This is a genomic window from Zunongwangia sp. SCSIO 43204 (assembly GCF_019904275.1).
Lineage (GTDB): Bacteria > Bacteroidota > Bacteroidia > Flavobacteriales > Flavobacteriaceae > Zunongwangia > Zunongwangia mangrovi.
Window position 1 is genome coordinate 20001 of record NZ_CP063204.1, and the last position, 16280, is coordinate 36280.

A 16280-nucleotide genomic window follows, 5' to 3' on the forward strand; every position below is an offset into this window, starting at 1 on the left:
CGTAGAATAAATTCTATCTCATAATAAGCGTTAGTTTCTCGTATTCTTTATTTCTCAATATGTCAATGAACTTTCTGTATAGATTTGAGATTTTAGATATGAGACATTAGATAATCTAACATCTCAAGTCTAGCCTCTAACATCTAAACTTGGTGGAGAATATCGGAGTCGAACCGATGACCTCCTGCGTGCAAGGCAGGCGCTCTAGCCAGCTGAGCTAATCCCCCGTCTCTTAGTGATCAGTTAACCAGTTATTAGTTAACAGTACTTATAACGGCTACTCAACCTCTAAAATTTCCTTCAGTGTTTCAAATGAACTTCTTTGGCCTGATGACCATTTTGTAGTCTCAGGCAGACTTCCTCCTTCGCTTACGCTCCGGCGGATAAACTTCTCTCCTACCTTCCTCTACTTTGTAGTCTCAGGCAGACTCGAACTGCCGACCTCTACATTATCAGTGTAGCGCTCTAACCAGCTGAGCTATGAGACTGTCCATAATCGAATTGACATTAAGAATCAAGACCTAAAAGGCCTAATTTTGAACTTCCCTTTATTTAATTGCGATCCTCTTATAATTTAAGAGAATGCTCTAGAAAGGAGGTGTTCCAGCCGCACCTTCCGGTACGGCTACCTTGTTACGACTTAGCCCCAGTTACCAGTTTTACCCTAGGCCGCTCCTCTCGGTAACGGACTTCAGGTACCCCCGGCTTCCATGGCTTGACGGGCGGTGTGTACAAGGCCCGGGAACGTATTCACCGCATCATGGCTGATATGCGATTACTAGCGATTCCAGCTTCACGTAGTCGAGTTGCAGACTACGATCCGAACTGTGATAGGGTTTATAGATTCGCTCCTTCTCGCGAAGTGGCTGCTCTCTGTCCCTACCATTGTAGCACGTGTGTGGCCCAGGACGTAAGGGCCGTGATGATTTGACGTCATCCCCACCTTCCTCACGGTTTGCACCGGCAGTCTGGCTAGAGTTCCCACCATTACGTGCTGGCAACTAACCACAGGGGTTGCGCTCGTTATAGGACTTAACCTGACACCTCACGGCACGAGCTGACGACAACCATGCAGCACCTTGCAATCTGTCCGAAGAAATATCTGTTTCCAGATACGTCAGACTGCATTTAAGCCCTGGTAAGGTTCCTCGCGTATCATCGAATTAAACCACATGCTCCACCGCTTGTGCGGGCCCCCGTCAATTCCTTTGAGTTTCATTCTTGCGAACGTACTCCCCAGGTGGGTTACTTATCACTTTCGCTTAACCACCCAGCCCTCAATTAGGCCGGACAGCTAGTAACCATCGTTTACGGCGTAGACTACCAGGGTATCTAATCCTGTTCGCTACCTACGCTTTCGTCCATCAGCGTCAATGCATTATTAGTGATCTGCCTTCGCAATCGGTATTCTGTGTAATATCTATGCATTTCACCGCTACACTACACATTCTAACCACTTCATAATGATTCAAGATCTACAGTATCAATGGCAGTTCTACAGTTAAGCTGTAGACTTTCACCACTGACTTATAAACCCGCCTACGGACCCTTTAAACCCAATGATTCCGGATAACGCTTGGATCCTCCGTATTACCGCGGCTGCTGGCACGGAGTTAGCCGATCCTTATTCGCAGAGTACCGTCAACTCCCCACACGTAGGGAGGGTTCTTCCTCTGTAAAAGCAGTTTACAACCCATAGGGCAGTCTTCCTGCACGCGGCATGGCTGGATCAGGCTCTCGCCCATTGTCCAATATTCCTCACTGCTGCCTCCCGTAGGAGTCTGGTCCGTGTCTCAGTACCAGTGTGGGGGATCTCCCTCTCAGGACCCCTACCTATCGTTGCCATGGTAAGCCGTTACCTACCATCTAGCTAATAGGACGCATGCTCATCTCTTACCGTAACCTTTAATCATAAATTGATGCCAATTCATAATACTATGAGGTGTTAATCCACGTTTCCATGGGCTATCCCTCAGTAAGAGGTAGATTGCATACGCGTTACGCACCCGTGCGCCGGTCGTCAGCAGAGTGCAAGCACTCCCTGTTACCCCTCGACTTGCATGTGTTAAGCCTGCCGCTAGCGTTCATCCTGAGCCAGGATCAAACTCTTCATCGTTGTTTCATTAATATGTTACAATCAAATAAATGTTTTCCTTCTCAAGAAGTCTAAAGCTCAAAAGTTTGACTCTTTATAGTCTTAATTCTTAATCTTTACGCTATACTAATCCTAATCAAATTAAAATTAGTATCGTCTAGTCAATTCAATATGTCAATGAACTTATTTAAAAGTCCGGATCTAATTAAAGATCCTTTCGTTGAAATCTAAGGTATCGAACCTTAATTATAACCCCAGTCGGTATTTCTGTTTTTCAAAATTTTAAGAGCTTTTTAGCTTTCTCTCAAAGCGGCTGCAAATATACAACTACTTATTAAACTCACAAGAAAAATTTAAAAATATTTTTATTCTTTTTCCTTACTCAAAACTTCCAAAGAACCTCGCCGTTAAAGCGGCTGCAAATATACAACTCTTTTTCTTTAACCAGCAAAACTTTTTTAAAGTTTTTTTTAAAGCTAATTTTCGATAAAAACTCAATGAACTCCCGCATTCCAACTCCACCCTTAAGCGGGGCTAGCGGGGCGCAAAGATACCGGCTTTTTTAATTACAAACCAAATCTTTTTTTAAGTTTTTTTTTCGCTCCTAAATATCCTAAAACCTCAATGAACTTCCGCTTTTAAAACACCACCACAGCGGCTAAGCGGGTGCAAATATATATGCTAATTTCGATTTGACAACACAAAAATCAACAAATTTTAAAATTAATTTAATATCAAAACATAAACACCTGGACAATAAATAATTACAACAATATAAAATTGCGTTAGGGATAGAAACGGCATCCTTGGCGCAGGAAATACTCCTAGTTCATACATTTCTATGCAAGAAGAAACCTTTACAAAACTACTTTTAAATAAAAGCCGCCAAGATATAGTGGATAGCCCGTTCACTATATTATATAGTGAAACGCCCATAAAATACTAAAAGCTTGTATTGCGCAAACAACTACAACCTCTTATCTTTGCTCATTATAATAACGACTATAATATATAGACATGATAAAGGTTACATTGCCTGACGGCAGTATTAAGGAATTTGAACAGGGCTCTACTCCTATGGATGTGGCACAAAGTATTAGTGCCGGGCTTGCAAGAAATGTAATTTCAGCAAAATATAATGACACCATTGTAGAAACATCTACTCCTTTAACAACAGATGGCAATCTCACCTTATATACATGGAATGATGATGAAGGTAAACAAGCTTTTTGGCATTCTACTTCTCATGTTATGGCACAGGCCATCCAAGATCTATACCCAGGCGCCAAATTAACTATTGGTCCTTCTATAGAAAATGGGTTTTACTATGATGTAGATTTTGGTGAACAGAAAATTTCTGAAAGTGATTTCCAAAAGATCGAAAATCGCATGCTAGAAATTGCCAGAGGAAAGCATGACTTTAAGATGCGCGCAGTAACTAAAGAGGAAGCTCTTGATTACTATAAAAAAATTGACAATCCTTTTAAGGTTGAATTAATCGAAAATCTTGAAGATGGAACAATCACTTTTTGTGATCATGACACATTTACCGATCTATGTCGTGGCGGGCACATTCCAAACACCGGAATAATTAAGGCTGTAAAATTAATGAATGTTGCCGGAGCATATTGGCGAGGCAATGAAAATAATCCACAGCTTACCCGTGTTTATGGTACAAGTTTCCCCAAACAAAAAGAACTTAAGGAATACCTAGAACTTCTTGAAGAAGCTAAAAAGAGAGATCACAGAAAGCTTGGTAAAGAATTAGAACTTTTTACTTTTTCTCAAAAAGTTGGACAAGGTTTACCATTATGGCTTCCAAAAGGAGCTGCTTTAAGAGAACGCCTGGAAAACTTCCTTAAAAAAGCACAGAAAAAAGCAGGATATGAGATGGTTGTAAGCCCTCATATAGGAAATAAGGAATTATATGTAACCTCTGGTCACTATGCTAAATATGGAGAAGACAGTTTTCAACCCATTAAAACTCCGCACGAAGGTGAAGAGTTTCTTTTAAAACCCATGAACTGCCCTCACCATTGTGAAATGTATAATTCACAATCATGGAGTTACCGTGATCTACCAAAACGCTTTGCTGAATTTGGTACGGTGTATCGCTATGAACAAAGTGGAGAATTACATGGGTTAACCCGTGTTAGAGGTTTTACACAAGATGACGCTCATATATTTTGCACCCCTGAACAGTTAGATGAAGAATTTAAAAAAGTAATCGACCTTACCTTATATGTATTCGACAGTTTAGGTTTTGAAAATTTTACCGCACAGGTTTCATTACGCGACCCAGAGAATAAGGAAAAATATATTGGTAGTGACGATGTATGGGAAAAAGCGGAAAATGCCATTATTAATGCTGCTAAAGAAAAAGGACTTAATTATATCATAGAAACCGGTGAAGCGGCGTTTTATGGGCCAAAGTTAGATTTTATGGTAAAGGACGCGCTTGGCAGAAGCTGGCAACTTGGCACCATTCAGGTAGATTATAATTTACCTGAACGATTTGACCTGACATATAAGGGAAGTGATAATGAATCACATCGCCCGGTTATGATTCACAGGGCTCCATTTGGAAGTATGGAAAGATTTATTGCCATCCTCCTAGAGCACACCGGAGGAAACTTCCCGCTATGGTTAATGCCTGAACAGGCTATCATACTCTCTCTCAGTGAGAAATATGAAAAATATAGTCAAAAAGTTTTAAGTTTATTAGAAAATCACGAAATTCGCGGCGTACAAGATAACAGAAATGAAACCATCGGGAAAAAGATAAGAGAAGCTGAAGTTAAAAAGTTTCCTTATATGTTGATCGTTGGAGAACAAGAAGCAAAAGATGGTACGATTTCTGTACGAAAACATGGCGAGGGAGATATTGGTACAATGCCAGTAGAAGAATTCGCTCAAATCATTAATAACGAAATTGGAAAAACGCTAAAAGCGTTTGAAGTTTAACTAAAATACTGAAGCCATAGCAATACGAAGAAAAAAATCGAGACAACAAAGAGTAACTCGTAAAGAAGATCAACACAGAATTAACCAGAAAATTAGGGCTAAGGAAGTGCGCCTGGTAGGTGACAATGTCGAAATGGATGTTTACCCTATCGAGAAAGCTTTAGCAATTGCTGAAGATCTAGGACTTGACTTAGTAGAAATTTCTCCAAATGCCAAACCACCTGTGGTAAAGGCAATGGATTATAAGAAATTCCTTTACGAACAGAAAAAACGTGAAAAGGCCATGAAGGCCAAAGCTAGTAAAGTTGTCGTTAAGGAAATTCGTTTTGGGCCTAATACAGATGACCATGATTACGAGTTCAAGAAAAGAAATGCTGAAAAATTCCTAAAAGATGGAGCAAAATTAAAAGCATTCGTATTCTTTAAAGGTCGTTCTATAGTGTTTAAGGATAAGGGAGAGATTCTTTTGTTACGTCTAGCAACAGATTTAGAAGAGTTTGGAAAAGTAGAACAAATGCCAAAGCTTGAAGGTAAGCGAATGACAATGTTCATGGCACCTACGACCTCCAAGAAAAAATAAAAGACTAAGAGAGTTTTAATTATAAAAGAAGGATAGCATGCCTAAAATGAAAACAAAATCTAGTGCGAAAAAGCGTTTTAAGCTTACAGGTACTGGAAAAATTAAAAGAAAGCACGCGTTTAAAAGTCACATCTTAACAAAGAAGTCTAAAAAACGTAAGCTTGCGTTGACGCACAGTACATTAGTATCTGATGCTGACACCAATAATGTTAAACTTCAATTACGTTTAAAGTAATCTGAAGATTAACGGTTTTAATCATTTATAAACCCTGGAGTTGGGCAAATTAAAATGTAATTTTTAGTTTAAAAGTATCGATTTTCGATCGCCTGCTACAAAATTTTAAAATTATGCCAAGATCAGTAAATTCTGTTGCGAAGAGAGCTAGAAGAAAAAAAGTTCTTAAGCAAGCAAAAGGCTACTTTGGAAGACGTAAAAACGTTTGGACAGTAGCAAAAAATGCAGTTGAAAAAGCTATGCTTTACTCTTATAGAGATCGCAAAGCTAAAAAACGTAATTTCCGTTCATTATGGATTATGCGTATTAACGCTGCTGCTCGTCAACAAGGAATGTCTTATTCGCAATTTATGGGAAAAGTAAAAGCTAACGAAATTGGATTAAACCGTAAGGTTTTAGCTGATTTAGCGATGAACCACCCAGAAGCGTTTAAAGCAATTGTTGATAAAGTAAAATAATTAAAAACAATTATTACTCTCTTATATAGAAACCGGTTTCACATGAAACCGGTTTTTTTATGCTTCCATATGTTATACAAAGAATCATAAATTCTATTCTTAGTAGATAGATCTCTCTAAAATTGATCTATAGATCATCGAATATACACTTTCAATAACTACTTTTTTTGAAACACTACTCAAAATTACCATTTACCCACACATCTCTTCGGTTCGACTTCAGTAAAACGATACTTCATCTAAATTGCTGCAAAAAGCGAGGTTTCATCTCTATTTTTGTACTATAGAATATGACAGATTAGTGGTTAGGTGATAAAAAAGCAGTAGCGGAATTGTTTTTATTGGTGGTTTTTAGATATTTTTTCATTTATATGCTACTGCTTTTTTTCTTATATCCTTTAAAATATAAAAGCTCCTTTTGTAGGAGCTTTTTTTTACTTTGCATTCAACAAAAATGCGTATCGATTTTATCTAAAATAACAACCTCTTTTTCTTTTTGATTTTTTTGACCTGTATTTAGAATCAAAAAGTCCAACAGAAGCACTGAGCATCAATTGATGAATTCTTCTACTTTCAAAAGATGCTAAATTAATACCATAAGCGCTATTTATCATGTCGACAATATAAGGTTCATTAGAACTAAAATTATACTCGTAACGCACATCTAATTCGAACCGACCAAAATGAACTTTGACTCCCATGTTTGCAGACAAATAGCTACTGGCTATATTTTCTACAACACCTCCATTGTTTTCCATTCCCTGCAAAGTAACATCTCCAACACTACTATTATAAGCCGGGCCAAGATAAACATCTAACGGCCCCCAAAAGTGATATCCTAACAAAAGAGGTACATTAATTTTATTCATCTGGTATTCGGCTGGCCGTACATCAAAAGGAAATTCGGTTGTGACCGTATTATACATTCCCTCCAGCCTTAAAAAGTATTTTCCTAAGTTGTACTGCCCAAAAATCCCTCCATGAAAACCTTCACTTGGGTCTGAGAAGTAAGTATCTCCAGTATAATTTGCACTCGAAGTTAAGCCAGCAATTTCACCGCCATGACCTATGTTGACACCAGCCTTTAGACCAACCGCAAAATCCTGTGAAAACGCATTAAAACTGAAAAATAAACTAAGTATAAAAAGAGTAATAATTTTTTTCATTAACTAATAAGTTTAGGGAAAAGTTAATGAGGTAAATATATTAATTCTGAGATAAACTCATTCTATTTTTTGAAAATTGAAAAAACCTCAAAAACAAAACAATAGAACACTGGTAAACAAACAGATAAAATTAAAATCAATACTTCACATATATTTTCTGAACTTTAATTTCTTATAGCAAAAAGATATAAATCATCTTATTTAAACAATTTTAGTTTAATTACTTAAAGTTATGCTGACTTGTTAGCTAGATATGAAAAATATGACAAACTAAAAACGGCACCGAAATATGGTGCCGCTTTTTGCTAATCCTATTAACTAATTAAATTAATGCACGATTATCGCATCACTTGTTCCATCTGGATCTCCAGAAACAGTACCATCTGTAGAAGGATTCCCTAGTAAAAGAATTCCGGCAGCATGAGGGGAGGCCATAGACGTACCACTAATGGTGTTATATCCACCGCTTTTCCAGGTACTTTTTATTCCTACTCCAGGCGCTACATAATCTACTGGTGGATTTCCGTAGTTAGAGAAGTAAGCCCATGAATCATTACTATCCATAGCTGAAATTGTATAAATATTACTTCCGTTTACTCTGGCTGGAGAATGACTATTCGCATCGTCACTTTCGTTACCTGCAGCTAGCACAAATTTAATCCCCTGCTGAGAAGCTGCTAAAACAGCATCATCTAAAGCCTGAGAAATTGGCCCACCAAGACTCATATTAGCAACATCACCATTAGATCCATTAGCTGCAACAAAGTCCACACCAGCAATAACACCAGAATAAGAACCGCTACCTCTACTATCCAATACCTTAATGGGTATCACTGTCGCACCAGGAGCAACACCAATTACTCCTACATTATTATTTATTGCGCCTATTGTTCCGGCTACGTGAGTACCGTGACCATTACCATCGTCTAAAGACTTTCCGTCTTTACCACTCGTAAATGCATTGAATCCTCTGGAACCATCAACATTAAGATCTTCGTGATCTAAATCGATACCGGTATCGATCACCCATGCCACAGCAGAACCAGAATAAGATGAAACTCCATTCACCCTAGTGATACCATAAGGCGTTTCCTGTGAAGAACTACCTCCACCATCACCATCTCCCGGATCTTCGCTACAAGGAACTCCATTTGGTGTTCCACATGGTGGCGCAAAGATCACAACCTTATCTTCTTCAATGTAGTCTACATCTTCTCTACCCTGAAGTCTGGACACCTGATCTGCACTTAACTTGATCGCAGCACCTTTAATAGTTTTACTAAAAGTTGAAATCACTTCAGCATCTTTAACACCAGATTCCTGAAACATTCTTTTAGTCATTGCTTTCATTGCTTCCTGTGCTTTTCCATAATTAGATGGGTCACCGATAGCTTGCTTAGCAACATCGTCTTTATAGACAACAATATATTGCCCCTTTATTGCAGAAGCTTCTGCAGGAGCGGCCAATTGCTCTTCGGTAATAATCTCATTAGTTTCTTTGTCATTTGCACAAGAGGCTAACAAAGCTGCAAAGCTTAATCCTGCAGCTAAAGCACGTGTAGTTTTTAACATCATTATGTTTAGTTTATAAAATGGTTAATTTTCTTCCAAATTATAATTTTATCGATACAATACAACATCGCGAAGATCCAAAAATAGAACTTACATAGGTATTTTCTTACAATAAAAGCAACAAAAATGATCACAAACTAAGTATTTATAAGCGTTTGTATAAAAAACTTATAGCGTTGATTTTATTTTAACATAAAATGTTAATTTTAGATGCGTTCAATTGCTAAAACGTATTATTTTAAACAAAAAAACCGCAGATTTCTCTGCGGTTTTTTCAAATATCTTACTAATATATTACTTATAGACTTCTCCTCCTACTAGTATCCAGTTTTCTATTCCGCCTTCAAGTTCGTAAACTTCCTCAAAGCCATCTTCCTTTAAAATCTCGATAGCTTTTTTCGTATTCTCCTTATTTTTACCATAAATAACTACAGGTTTATCTTTCGCAAGAGTATCAAAAAACAAAGAGTTATCATTGTTCTCACTCAAAATGATATTTTTAGCCTTAAAGAGATGTGCATCATCAAACTCTCTTGCAGATCGTACATCCAAAACCTGGATATCATCTTTCTCCATACGATCTAGCATCTCTTCAGGAGAAATCATTTCAATCTCGCTAGCTTCTACTTTCTTACAGCTTTGTAAGGATAGCAGTAATAGTGGAACTATTAGAAAGATCTTTTTCATTAGTCTTCTGTGGTATCGCCTTCCCAGTTCATAAATCCACCTTCAAGGTTATACGTATTCGAAAAACCAAGTTGATCTAGTATCGAACATGCCTGGGCGCTTCGCTTTCCAGATCTACAATAGATATAATAATTTTTATCCTTATCAAGCTTTTCTACTTCATCGATAAATCCCTGCCCTTTATATATGTCTATATTTTTAGAATTAGGTATATATCCCTCTTCTACTTCCTCTTCAGTTCTAACATCAAGAATAGCAGCATTCTCATCTTTACTAAGCTGCTCTCTCCATTCTTCCTGTTCAAGTTCTTTCATTATTTTGTAGATTTTATATTAAGCAATGTAAAGATACACTTCTAAACCAACTGCCATCCTTTAGCTAGTAAACAAGTGTATTTTTTTAACATTTATTTAGTAATTAACTAACAAAGCTAACTTATATTTGTACATACAAATGTTGTAGAAACAATGAAAACTGAGGAGTTATTAAAAACAGATCATCTTAAAGATACCAAAAAATTGGTTATCAACATTATGCTGTGTGCTGGAAAAGCTACAACTATGATGAATGATGCACTTAAACCCTACGACATTTCGATGCAACAATTTAATGTATTACGCATACTAAGAGGGCAAAAGGGGAAACCTGCAAACCTCAGCACCATTCAAGATAGGATGGTGAATAAAATGAGTAATACCACCCGATTAGTTGACAAACTGATCAAAAAAAATCTAGTTGATAGATGTATTTGCGAAGAAAACCGTAGAAAAGTAGAGATCATTATTACCGAAGATGGTTTAAAACTTTTAGATATTCTTGATCCTATAGTTGACGATTTGGAGAACGATTTTTCTAAACATATTACTACTGAAGAATTAACTAAATTAAACGAGATACTTGAAAAAGTAAGAAACTAATAAAAACAAAGAATTATGAGTTCTATTATTGAAAGTCTTAAATGGAGGTATGCGACTAAAAAATTTGATGCCACCAAAAAAATATCTAAAGAGAATTTAGAAACACTTCTAGAAGGCGTTCAGCTTTCTGCTTCATCTTATGGCTTACAACCTTATCAGATCTTTGTAATTGAAGATTCAGAAATAAGAGAAAAACTAAAATCGGCCGCATGGAATCAAACACAGCTTACAGATGCCTCTCAGGTTGTTGTGTTTGCTAATCATAAAAGCCTGGACGAAGCTTATGTAGACAACTACATTAAAAATATTGCTGAAACCAGAGATATGAAGGTAGAAGATTTACAAGGTATGGCAGATATGATTAAAAACTCTACACTGCAAATGCCAGCTGAAATGCAAAATGAATGGGCTCAGAAACAGTGCTATTTAGCTCTTGGCTTCCTACTCAATACAGCAGCCGAGTTAAAAATTGATGTTTGCCCAATGGAAGGTTTCTCTGCAGAAGAATTCGACACCATTTTAGGATTGCAAGAAAAAGGTCTTCACACTGCAGTAATTGCCTGTGTAGGGTATAGAAGCGAAGAAGACAAATACCAGCATGCTGCCAAGGTGCGCAAATCAACAGAGGATTTATTCAACTTTATATAAAAATTAAATAATCAAAAATTGCTATGAAAAAGATTGTTTTAAAAGGAGCTTTAGCTTCAGTAATTGTAATCGCAACAATGTCATTTACCAGTATCATGGAAAAAGTGAACGTTAAGGATAGTACTGTAAAATGGGTTGGTGAAAAAGTAACCGGAAGCCATAATGGTACTATCGATCTTAAATCTGGATATTTAGATGTAGAAGGTGATAAAATTACAGGTGGTGAATTTGTAATCGATATGACCTCTTTGGTTTCAACAGATCTAGAAGGGGAAAGCAAAGGAAAGTTAGAAGGACACTTAAAATCTGATGACTTCTTTGGTGTTGCTAATCACCCAGAAGCTAAATTAGTTATAAATACTGCTTCTAAAAAATCTGGTACCACTTATGGTGTTGTAGGAGATCTTACTATTAAAGGAATCACGAATCCTGTAACTTTCGACATGGATTATGATGGGAAAACTGCCAGCGCAGATCTAACAATCGATCGTACGAAATACGAAGTACGTTACGGGTCTGGAAGTTTCTTCGACAATTTAGGAGACAAAACAATATATGACGAATTTGAAATCTCTGTAGATCTTAAATTCTAAGAATCCAACCATTGTTTTTAAATCCCGTATTCTACCCTACAGAATACGGGATTTATTTTTTAATAAAATGTTTGCTGTTTAAAATTTCATAACTATATTTGAAGCAATGAAAAACAGAATTGCAAATACTTGGTGGTGGTCTAACTTACGTTCAAACTTCGTGAGCTAAATTGCTATTGTATAAAAATATATAATCAAAAGGCTTGTCTCACGACAAGCCTTTTTTTTGTTTCAAGATGCTTTAAAATTATGTACACACTAAAAACCAACTACAAAAAACTTCTTGCAGATACCATTACTCCGGTTAGCGTATATCTAAAAGTACGGGATAAATACCCAAATAGCCTTTTGTTAGAGAGTAGTGATTACCACGCTAATAAAAATAGTTTTTCGTATATCTGCTGTAACCCTATCGCTTCGATAAGAGTACAAAACGAAGAGATCATTGAAGAATTTCCAGATGGTACTTCAAAAACAACCAAGATCACTCCTGAAATTAATCTTCCAGAGAAAATTCAGGATTTTGGAAAGTTGTTCGATACCGAGGAATCTGACTTCAAATTCATAAACAACGGTCTTTTTGGATACATTTCTTACGATGGTGTTCGTTATTTTGAAGACATCGAGATCACTAAGAAAAAAGGCGATCTAGAATTACCAGATATGTTTTATGCGGTGTACCAAAATATCATTGCGATAAATCATTTTAATAACCAGGCGTTTATTTTTAACCACTCCTATAGTAATGATAATAAGATTGAAGAGATCGAGCAGCTTATTAGCGTTAAGAATTTTGCCACTTACGATTTTCATCGCCAGGGCGAAACCGAAAGTAATCTAACCGATGAAGAATTTATCGAGCAGGTAAAATTCGGAAAAAAACATTGCTATCGTGGCGACGTTTTCCAGATCGTACTTTCCAGACGCTTTTCTCAAAAATTTAAAGGAGACGAATTTAATGTGTACCGCGCTTTAAGAAGCATCAACCCTTCTCCTTACCTTTTCTATTTCGACTACGGAAACTTTAAAATATTTGGCAGCTCACCTGAAGCACAATTGGTCGTAGACGAAGGTCAGGCCGAAATTCATCCAATTGCCGGAACTTTTAAACGTACCGGAAACGACGAAAAAGACGCCGAAATTGCCAAACAACTTAGTACTGATGAGAAAGAAAATGCCGAGCACGTGATGCTGGTAGACCTTGCCCGTAACGATCTAAGCCGAAACGGAAGCAATGTAAAAGTAGAAACCTATCGCGAAATTCAGTTTTTCTCGCATGTAATTCATCTAGTAAGTAAAGTTACCGGGACCAAAAATCCAGACACGCCAACCATGCAGGTGGTGGCAGATACTTTCCCGGCGGGGACGTTGAGTGGTGCGCCAAAACACAGCGCTATGAAACTTATCGAAGAATGTGAAAATGTAAACCGTGATGCTTACGGTGGTGCGATTGGTTTTATGGATTTTCACGGCAACTTCAACCACGCGATCATTATTAGATCTTTTGTGAGCAAAAATCATCAGCTGCATTACCAGGCCGGTGCCGGTGTGGTTTCAGAATCTAAAGACGAAAACGAGCTTCAGGAAGTATACAACAAACTTGGAGCTTTAACCAAAGCATTAGAGATTGCTGAAAATATAGAATAATGGCGTTACCACCCTAAGGGGCGGTCGGGCTTTCGGTAGTCGCTTTTTTAAATGTTACCCATTCAAAAAGAGCTCCAACAATACCTCAATCCCTAACGCAAATAAGAACTATAAACTCCGGAAAAACCGAAGAGTTCTAAAATCAAAATTATAATTAAAACATCGGGAGAAATCTTCCGAATAATAAAGAAGATGAAAAAAGTATTAGTTATAGATAATTACGATTCGTTTGTGTATAATCTGGTACATTACCTGGAGGATCTGGATTGCCAGGTAACGGTAAAAAGAAACGATCAACTGGATATCGATATTGTACAAAATTTCGATAAAATTTTATTGTCTCCCGGCCCGGGAATTCCATCTGAAGCCGGATTATTAAAACCCATCATAGAAAAATATGGCGCTACCAAAAGTATTTTTGGTGTTTGCCTTGGCCAGCAGGCCATTGGTGAAGTTTACGGCGGCACACTTGGTAACTTAGAATCTGTTTATCACGGTGTTGCTACAGATATCGATATTGTAGTAAATAACGAACCGTTATTTGCAGGTTTAGATAACAAAATAAAAGTAGGTCGCTATCATTCCTGGGTGGTTTTAAAAGAATTACCAGATGCTTTAGAAGCAACTTCTTTTGATGATAAAGGCCAAATTATGTCTCTTAGACATCGAGAATTTGACGTTCGCGGTGTACAATTTCACCCAGAATCGGTTTTAACTCCAGAAGGAAAAAAAATGATCGAAAACTGGGTAAATGCATAGAATCGTTCTGATAAATAAAGAATCATCTATTTCTAAAACTAAAGTTTAACTTATAAATTAGCTCGATAAATCTCCCCTTTGGGGAGTTAGAGGGAATTATGAAAGAATTACTTAACAGGCTTATTAACCACGAAACGATAAGTAAAGCGGAAGCTAAACAAGCCTTATTCAATATTTCTAACGGAGAATATAACGAAAGTCAGATTGCCGCATTTCTCACGGTCTATATGATGCGAAGTGTTACTATTGCCGAGCTTGAAGGTTTTAGAGATGCGCTTTTAGAACTTTGTGTGGCAGTAGATCTTAGCGCCTATGATCCTATAGATCTTTGTGGTACCGGTGGTGATGGCAAAAATACCTTTAATATTTCTACAACTTCGTCTTTCGTGACTGCTGGTGCAGGCGTAAATGTTGCAAAACATGGTAATTACGGAGTATCTTCTGTAAGTGGTAGCTCGAATGCGATGGAGCATTTGGGAATTCGCTTTAGCAACGATCCTGCATTTTTAGAAAAATGTATCGATAAAGCCGGAATTTGTGTTTTGCACGCGCCCCTATTTCATCCGGCCATGAAAAATGTAGCACCAATTCGAAAAAGCTTAGCGGTAAAAACATTCTTTAATATGTTGGGACCAATGGTAAATCCGGCTTTTCCAAAGAATCAGTTGGTTGGGGTTTTCAATTTAGAACTGGCTAGAATGTATGGTTATTTATATCAAAATACCGATAAGAACTTTAGTATTCTTCATGCTTTAGATGGTTATGACGAAATTTCCTTAACCAGCGATACTAAAGTTATTTCTAATGAAACCGAAAGTATGCTGAAACCAGCCGACTTCGGGGTTCGAAAATTAGAGCAGAAAGAGATCTATGGCGGTGGAACAATAGAAAATTCAGCAATGATCCTGGTAAATATTCTGCGAGGAGAAGGAACCGAAGCTCAGGAGAATGTAGTTTGTGCAAACGCCGGTATGGCAATTGCGACCGCTAAAAACCTAAGCGTAAAAGAAGGATTTTCAGCAGCAAAAGAATCTATAAAGTCTGGAAAAGCATTAGAGGCATTAAAAAAATTACAGCATTTAAGCGAATAAGATCTATGAACATTCTTGATAAAATAATTGCAGATAAACATAAAAAATTGGTTTTAAAAAAACTGGTCGTTCCTGTTTCTCAACTGGAAAGTTCAGCCTTGTTTGAAAGAGCAACCGTTTCTTTGGCCGATGCGCTTAGAAAAAGTAAAAGCGGAATCATAGCAGAACATAAACGTCGATCTCCTTCAAAGTCGGTGATCAACCAAAGTTTAAATGTAGAGGACGTAGCCAAAGGTTACGAAAATGCTGGAGTAAACGGAATGTCGGTTTTAACCGATGGAAAATATTTTGGGGGTTCTTTAGACGATCTATTGTACGCTCGTGCTGCGGTGAAGATGCCCATTCTAAGAAAAGAGTTTATAATCGACGAATATCAGTTACTGGAAGCGAAAGCTCACGGGGCCGATGTAATTTTATTGATCGCTGCAGTTTTAGAACGCGAGCAGATCAAACAATTATCTGAATTCGCCAAGAATCTTGGTTTAGATGTGCTTTTAGAAGTGCATAATCAGGAAGAACTGGAGAAATCGATCATGCCGAGTTTAGATATGTTGGGTGTAAACAATAGAAATTTAAAGACTTTTGAAGTCAGCACCCAAACCAGCAAAGACCTTTCAACTAAGATTCCGGACGATTTTGTAAAAGTTAGTGAAAGCGGCATTAGCTCGGTTGAAGCGATAAAAGACCTAAAACAATATGGTTACGAAGGTTTTTTAATCGGAGAAAACTTTATGAAAACCGATAATCCCGGCAAAAGCGCTAAGGAGTTTATTGATGAATTGATTTAGAACATAGACCGTTTCACTGATAGAATATAGAGAATAGACAATTTGATTCTAAAAAAGCTATTAGCTTTCAGCTTTCAGCT

15 protein-coding genes, 2 tRNA genes and 1 rRNA gene are annotated in these 16280 nt (G+C 37.3%); 11 read left to right on the top strand and 7 right to left on the bottom strand.

Annotation, left to right across the window (positions count from 1 at the left end; all coding sequences use genetic code 11):
- Positions 1–150: 150 nt before the first annotated feature.
- The 3 genes from INR75_RS00095 to INR75_RS00105 form a co-directional block, all read right to left on the bottom strand.
- A tRNA-Ala gene (locus INR75_RS00095) sits at positions 151–227 on the bottom strand.
- Positions 228–414: 187 nt separating this feature from the next.
- A tRNA-Ile gene (locus INR75_RS00100) sits at positions 415–488 on the bottom strand.
- A 103-nt stretch (positions 489–591) separates the two neighbouring features.
- Positions 592–2116, bottom strand: a 16S ribosomal RNA gene (locus INR75_RS00105).
- Between the two features lie 996 nt (positions 2117–3112).
- On the opposite strand from INR75_RS00105, the gene thrS reads away from it, so the two are divergent.
- From thrS to rplT, 4 genes are all read left to right on the top strand, one after another.
- Positions 3113–5059: a threonine--tRNA ligase gene (thrS, locus tag INR75_RS00110; RefSeq protein WP_223090285.1), complete on the top strand. Its 1947-nt coding sequence runs from the start codon at positions 3113–3115 to the stop codon at positions 5057–5059.
- A 22-nt stretch (positions 5060–5081) separates the two neighbouring features.
- Positions 5082–5639, top strand: coding sequence for a translation initiation factor IF-3 (gene infC, locus INR75_RS00115; protein ID WP_092542889.1), 558 nt, complete (start codon positions 5082–5084; stop codon positions 5637–5639).
- A 37-nt stretch (positions 5640–5676) separates the two neighbouring features.
- On the top strand, positions 5677–5874 hold the full coding sequence (gene rpmI / locus INR75_RS00120) for a 50S ribosomal protein L35 (RefSeq protein WP_041579045.1): 198 nt from the start codon (positions 5677–5679) through the stop codon (positions 5872–5874).
- A gap of 113 nt (positions 5875–5987) precedes the next feature.
- The gene (rplT, locus tag INR75_RS00125; RefSeq protein ID WP_013073011.1) at positions 5988–6332 is read left to right on the top strand and encodes a 50S ribosomal protein L20; all 345 of its coding nucleotides are present in this window, start codon (positions 5988–5990) and stop codon (positions 6330–6332) included.
- A 467-nt stretch (positions 6333–6799) separates the two neighbouring features.
- Here rplT and INR75_RS00130 read toward each other — a convergent pair whose 3' ends face one another.
- From INR75_RS00130 to INR75_RS00145, 4 genes are all read right to left on the bottom strand, one after another.
- Positions 6800–7498 (bottom strand): outer membrane beta-barrel protein, encoded by a 699-nt coding sequence (locus INR75_RS00130; RefSeq protein WP_223090286.1) that lies wholly within the window; start codon positions 7496–7498, stop codon positions 6800–6802.
- 327 nt (positions 7499–7825) lie between these two features.
- Positions 7826–9073 carry a S8 family peptidase gene (locus tag INR75_RS00135; protein ID WP_223090287.1) on the bottom strand — a complete coding sequence of 416 codons (1248 nt, stop codon included), beginning with the start codon at positions 9071–9073 and terminating at the stop codon, positions 7826–7828.
- 291 nt (positions 9074–9364) lie between these two features.
- On the bottom strand, positions 9365–9757 hold the full coding sequence (locus INR75_RS00140; RefSeq protein ID WP_092542896.1) for a rhodanese-like domain-containing protein: 393 nt from the start codon (positions 9755–9757) through the stop codon (positions 9365–9367).
- Positions 9757–10071, bottom strand: coding sequence for a rhodanese-like domain-containing protein (locus tag INR75_RS00145; protein WP_223090288.1), 315 nt, complete (start codon positions 10069–10071; stop codon positions 9757–9759). The genes INR75_RS00140 and INR75_RS00145 overlap by 1 nt, the downstream gene beginning before the upstream one ends.
- A 153-nt stretch (positions 10072–10224) precedes the next feature.
- Between INR75_RS00145 and INR75_RS00150 the strand changes: the two genes are divergently transcribed.
- The 7 genes from INR75_RS00150 to trpC all read left to right on the top strand — a co-directional run bounded on the left by INR75_RS00150 (position 10225) and on the right by trpC (position 16200).
- The gene (locus INR75_RS00150; RefSeq protein WP_092542900.1) at positions 10225–10674 is read left to right on the top strand and encodes a MarR family winged helix-turn-helix transcriptional regulator; all 450 of its coding nucleotides are present in this window, start codon (positions 10225–10227) and stop codon (positions 10672–10674) included.
- Between the two features lie 15 nt (positions 10675–10689).
- Positions 10690–11322: an NAD(P)H-dependent oxidoreductase gene (locus INR75_RS00155; protein WP_223090289.1), complete on the top strand. Its 633-nt coding sequence runs from the start codon at positions 10690–10692 to the stop codon at positions 11320–11322.
- A gap of 23 nt (positions 11323–11345) precedes the next feature.
- Positions 11346–11915: a YceI family protein gene (locus INR75_RS00160; protein ID WP_223090290.1), complete on the top strand. Its 570-nt coding sequence runs from the start codon at positions 11346–11348 to the stop codon at positions 11913–11915.
- A gap of 249 nt (positions 11916–12164) precedes the next feature.
- The gene (locus INR75_RS00165; protein WP_223090291.1) at positions 12165–13562 is read left to right on the top strand and encodes an anthranilate synthase component I family protein; all 1398 of its coding nucleotides are present in this window, start codon (positions 12165–12167) and stop codon (positions 13560–13562) included.
- A 192-nt stretch (positions 13563–13754) separates the two neighbouring features.
- Positions 13755–14321: an aminodeoxychorismate/anthranilate synthase component II gene (locus INR75_RS00170; protein ID WP_223090292.1), complete on the top strand. Its 567-nt coding sequence runs from the start codon at positions 13755–13757 to the stop codon at positions 14319–14321.
- 98 nt (positions 14322–14419) lie between these two features.
- Positions 14420–15412, top strand: coding sequence for an anthranilate phosphoribosyltransferase (gene trpD, locus INR75_RS00175; protein WP_223090293.1), 993 nt, complete (start codon positions 14420–14422; stop codon positions 15410–15412).
- Between the two features lie 5 nt (positions 15413–15417).
- Positions 15418–16200 (top strand): indole-3-glycerol phosphate synthase TrpC, encoded by a 783-nt coding sequence (gene trpC / locus INR75_RS00180; protein ID WP_223090294.1) that lies wholly within the window; start codon positions 15418–15420, stop codon positions 16198–16200.
- Positions 16201–16280 lie beyond the last annotated feature (80 nt).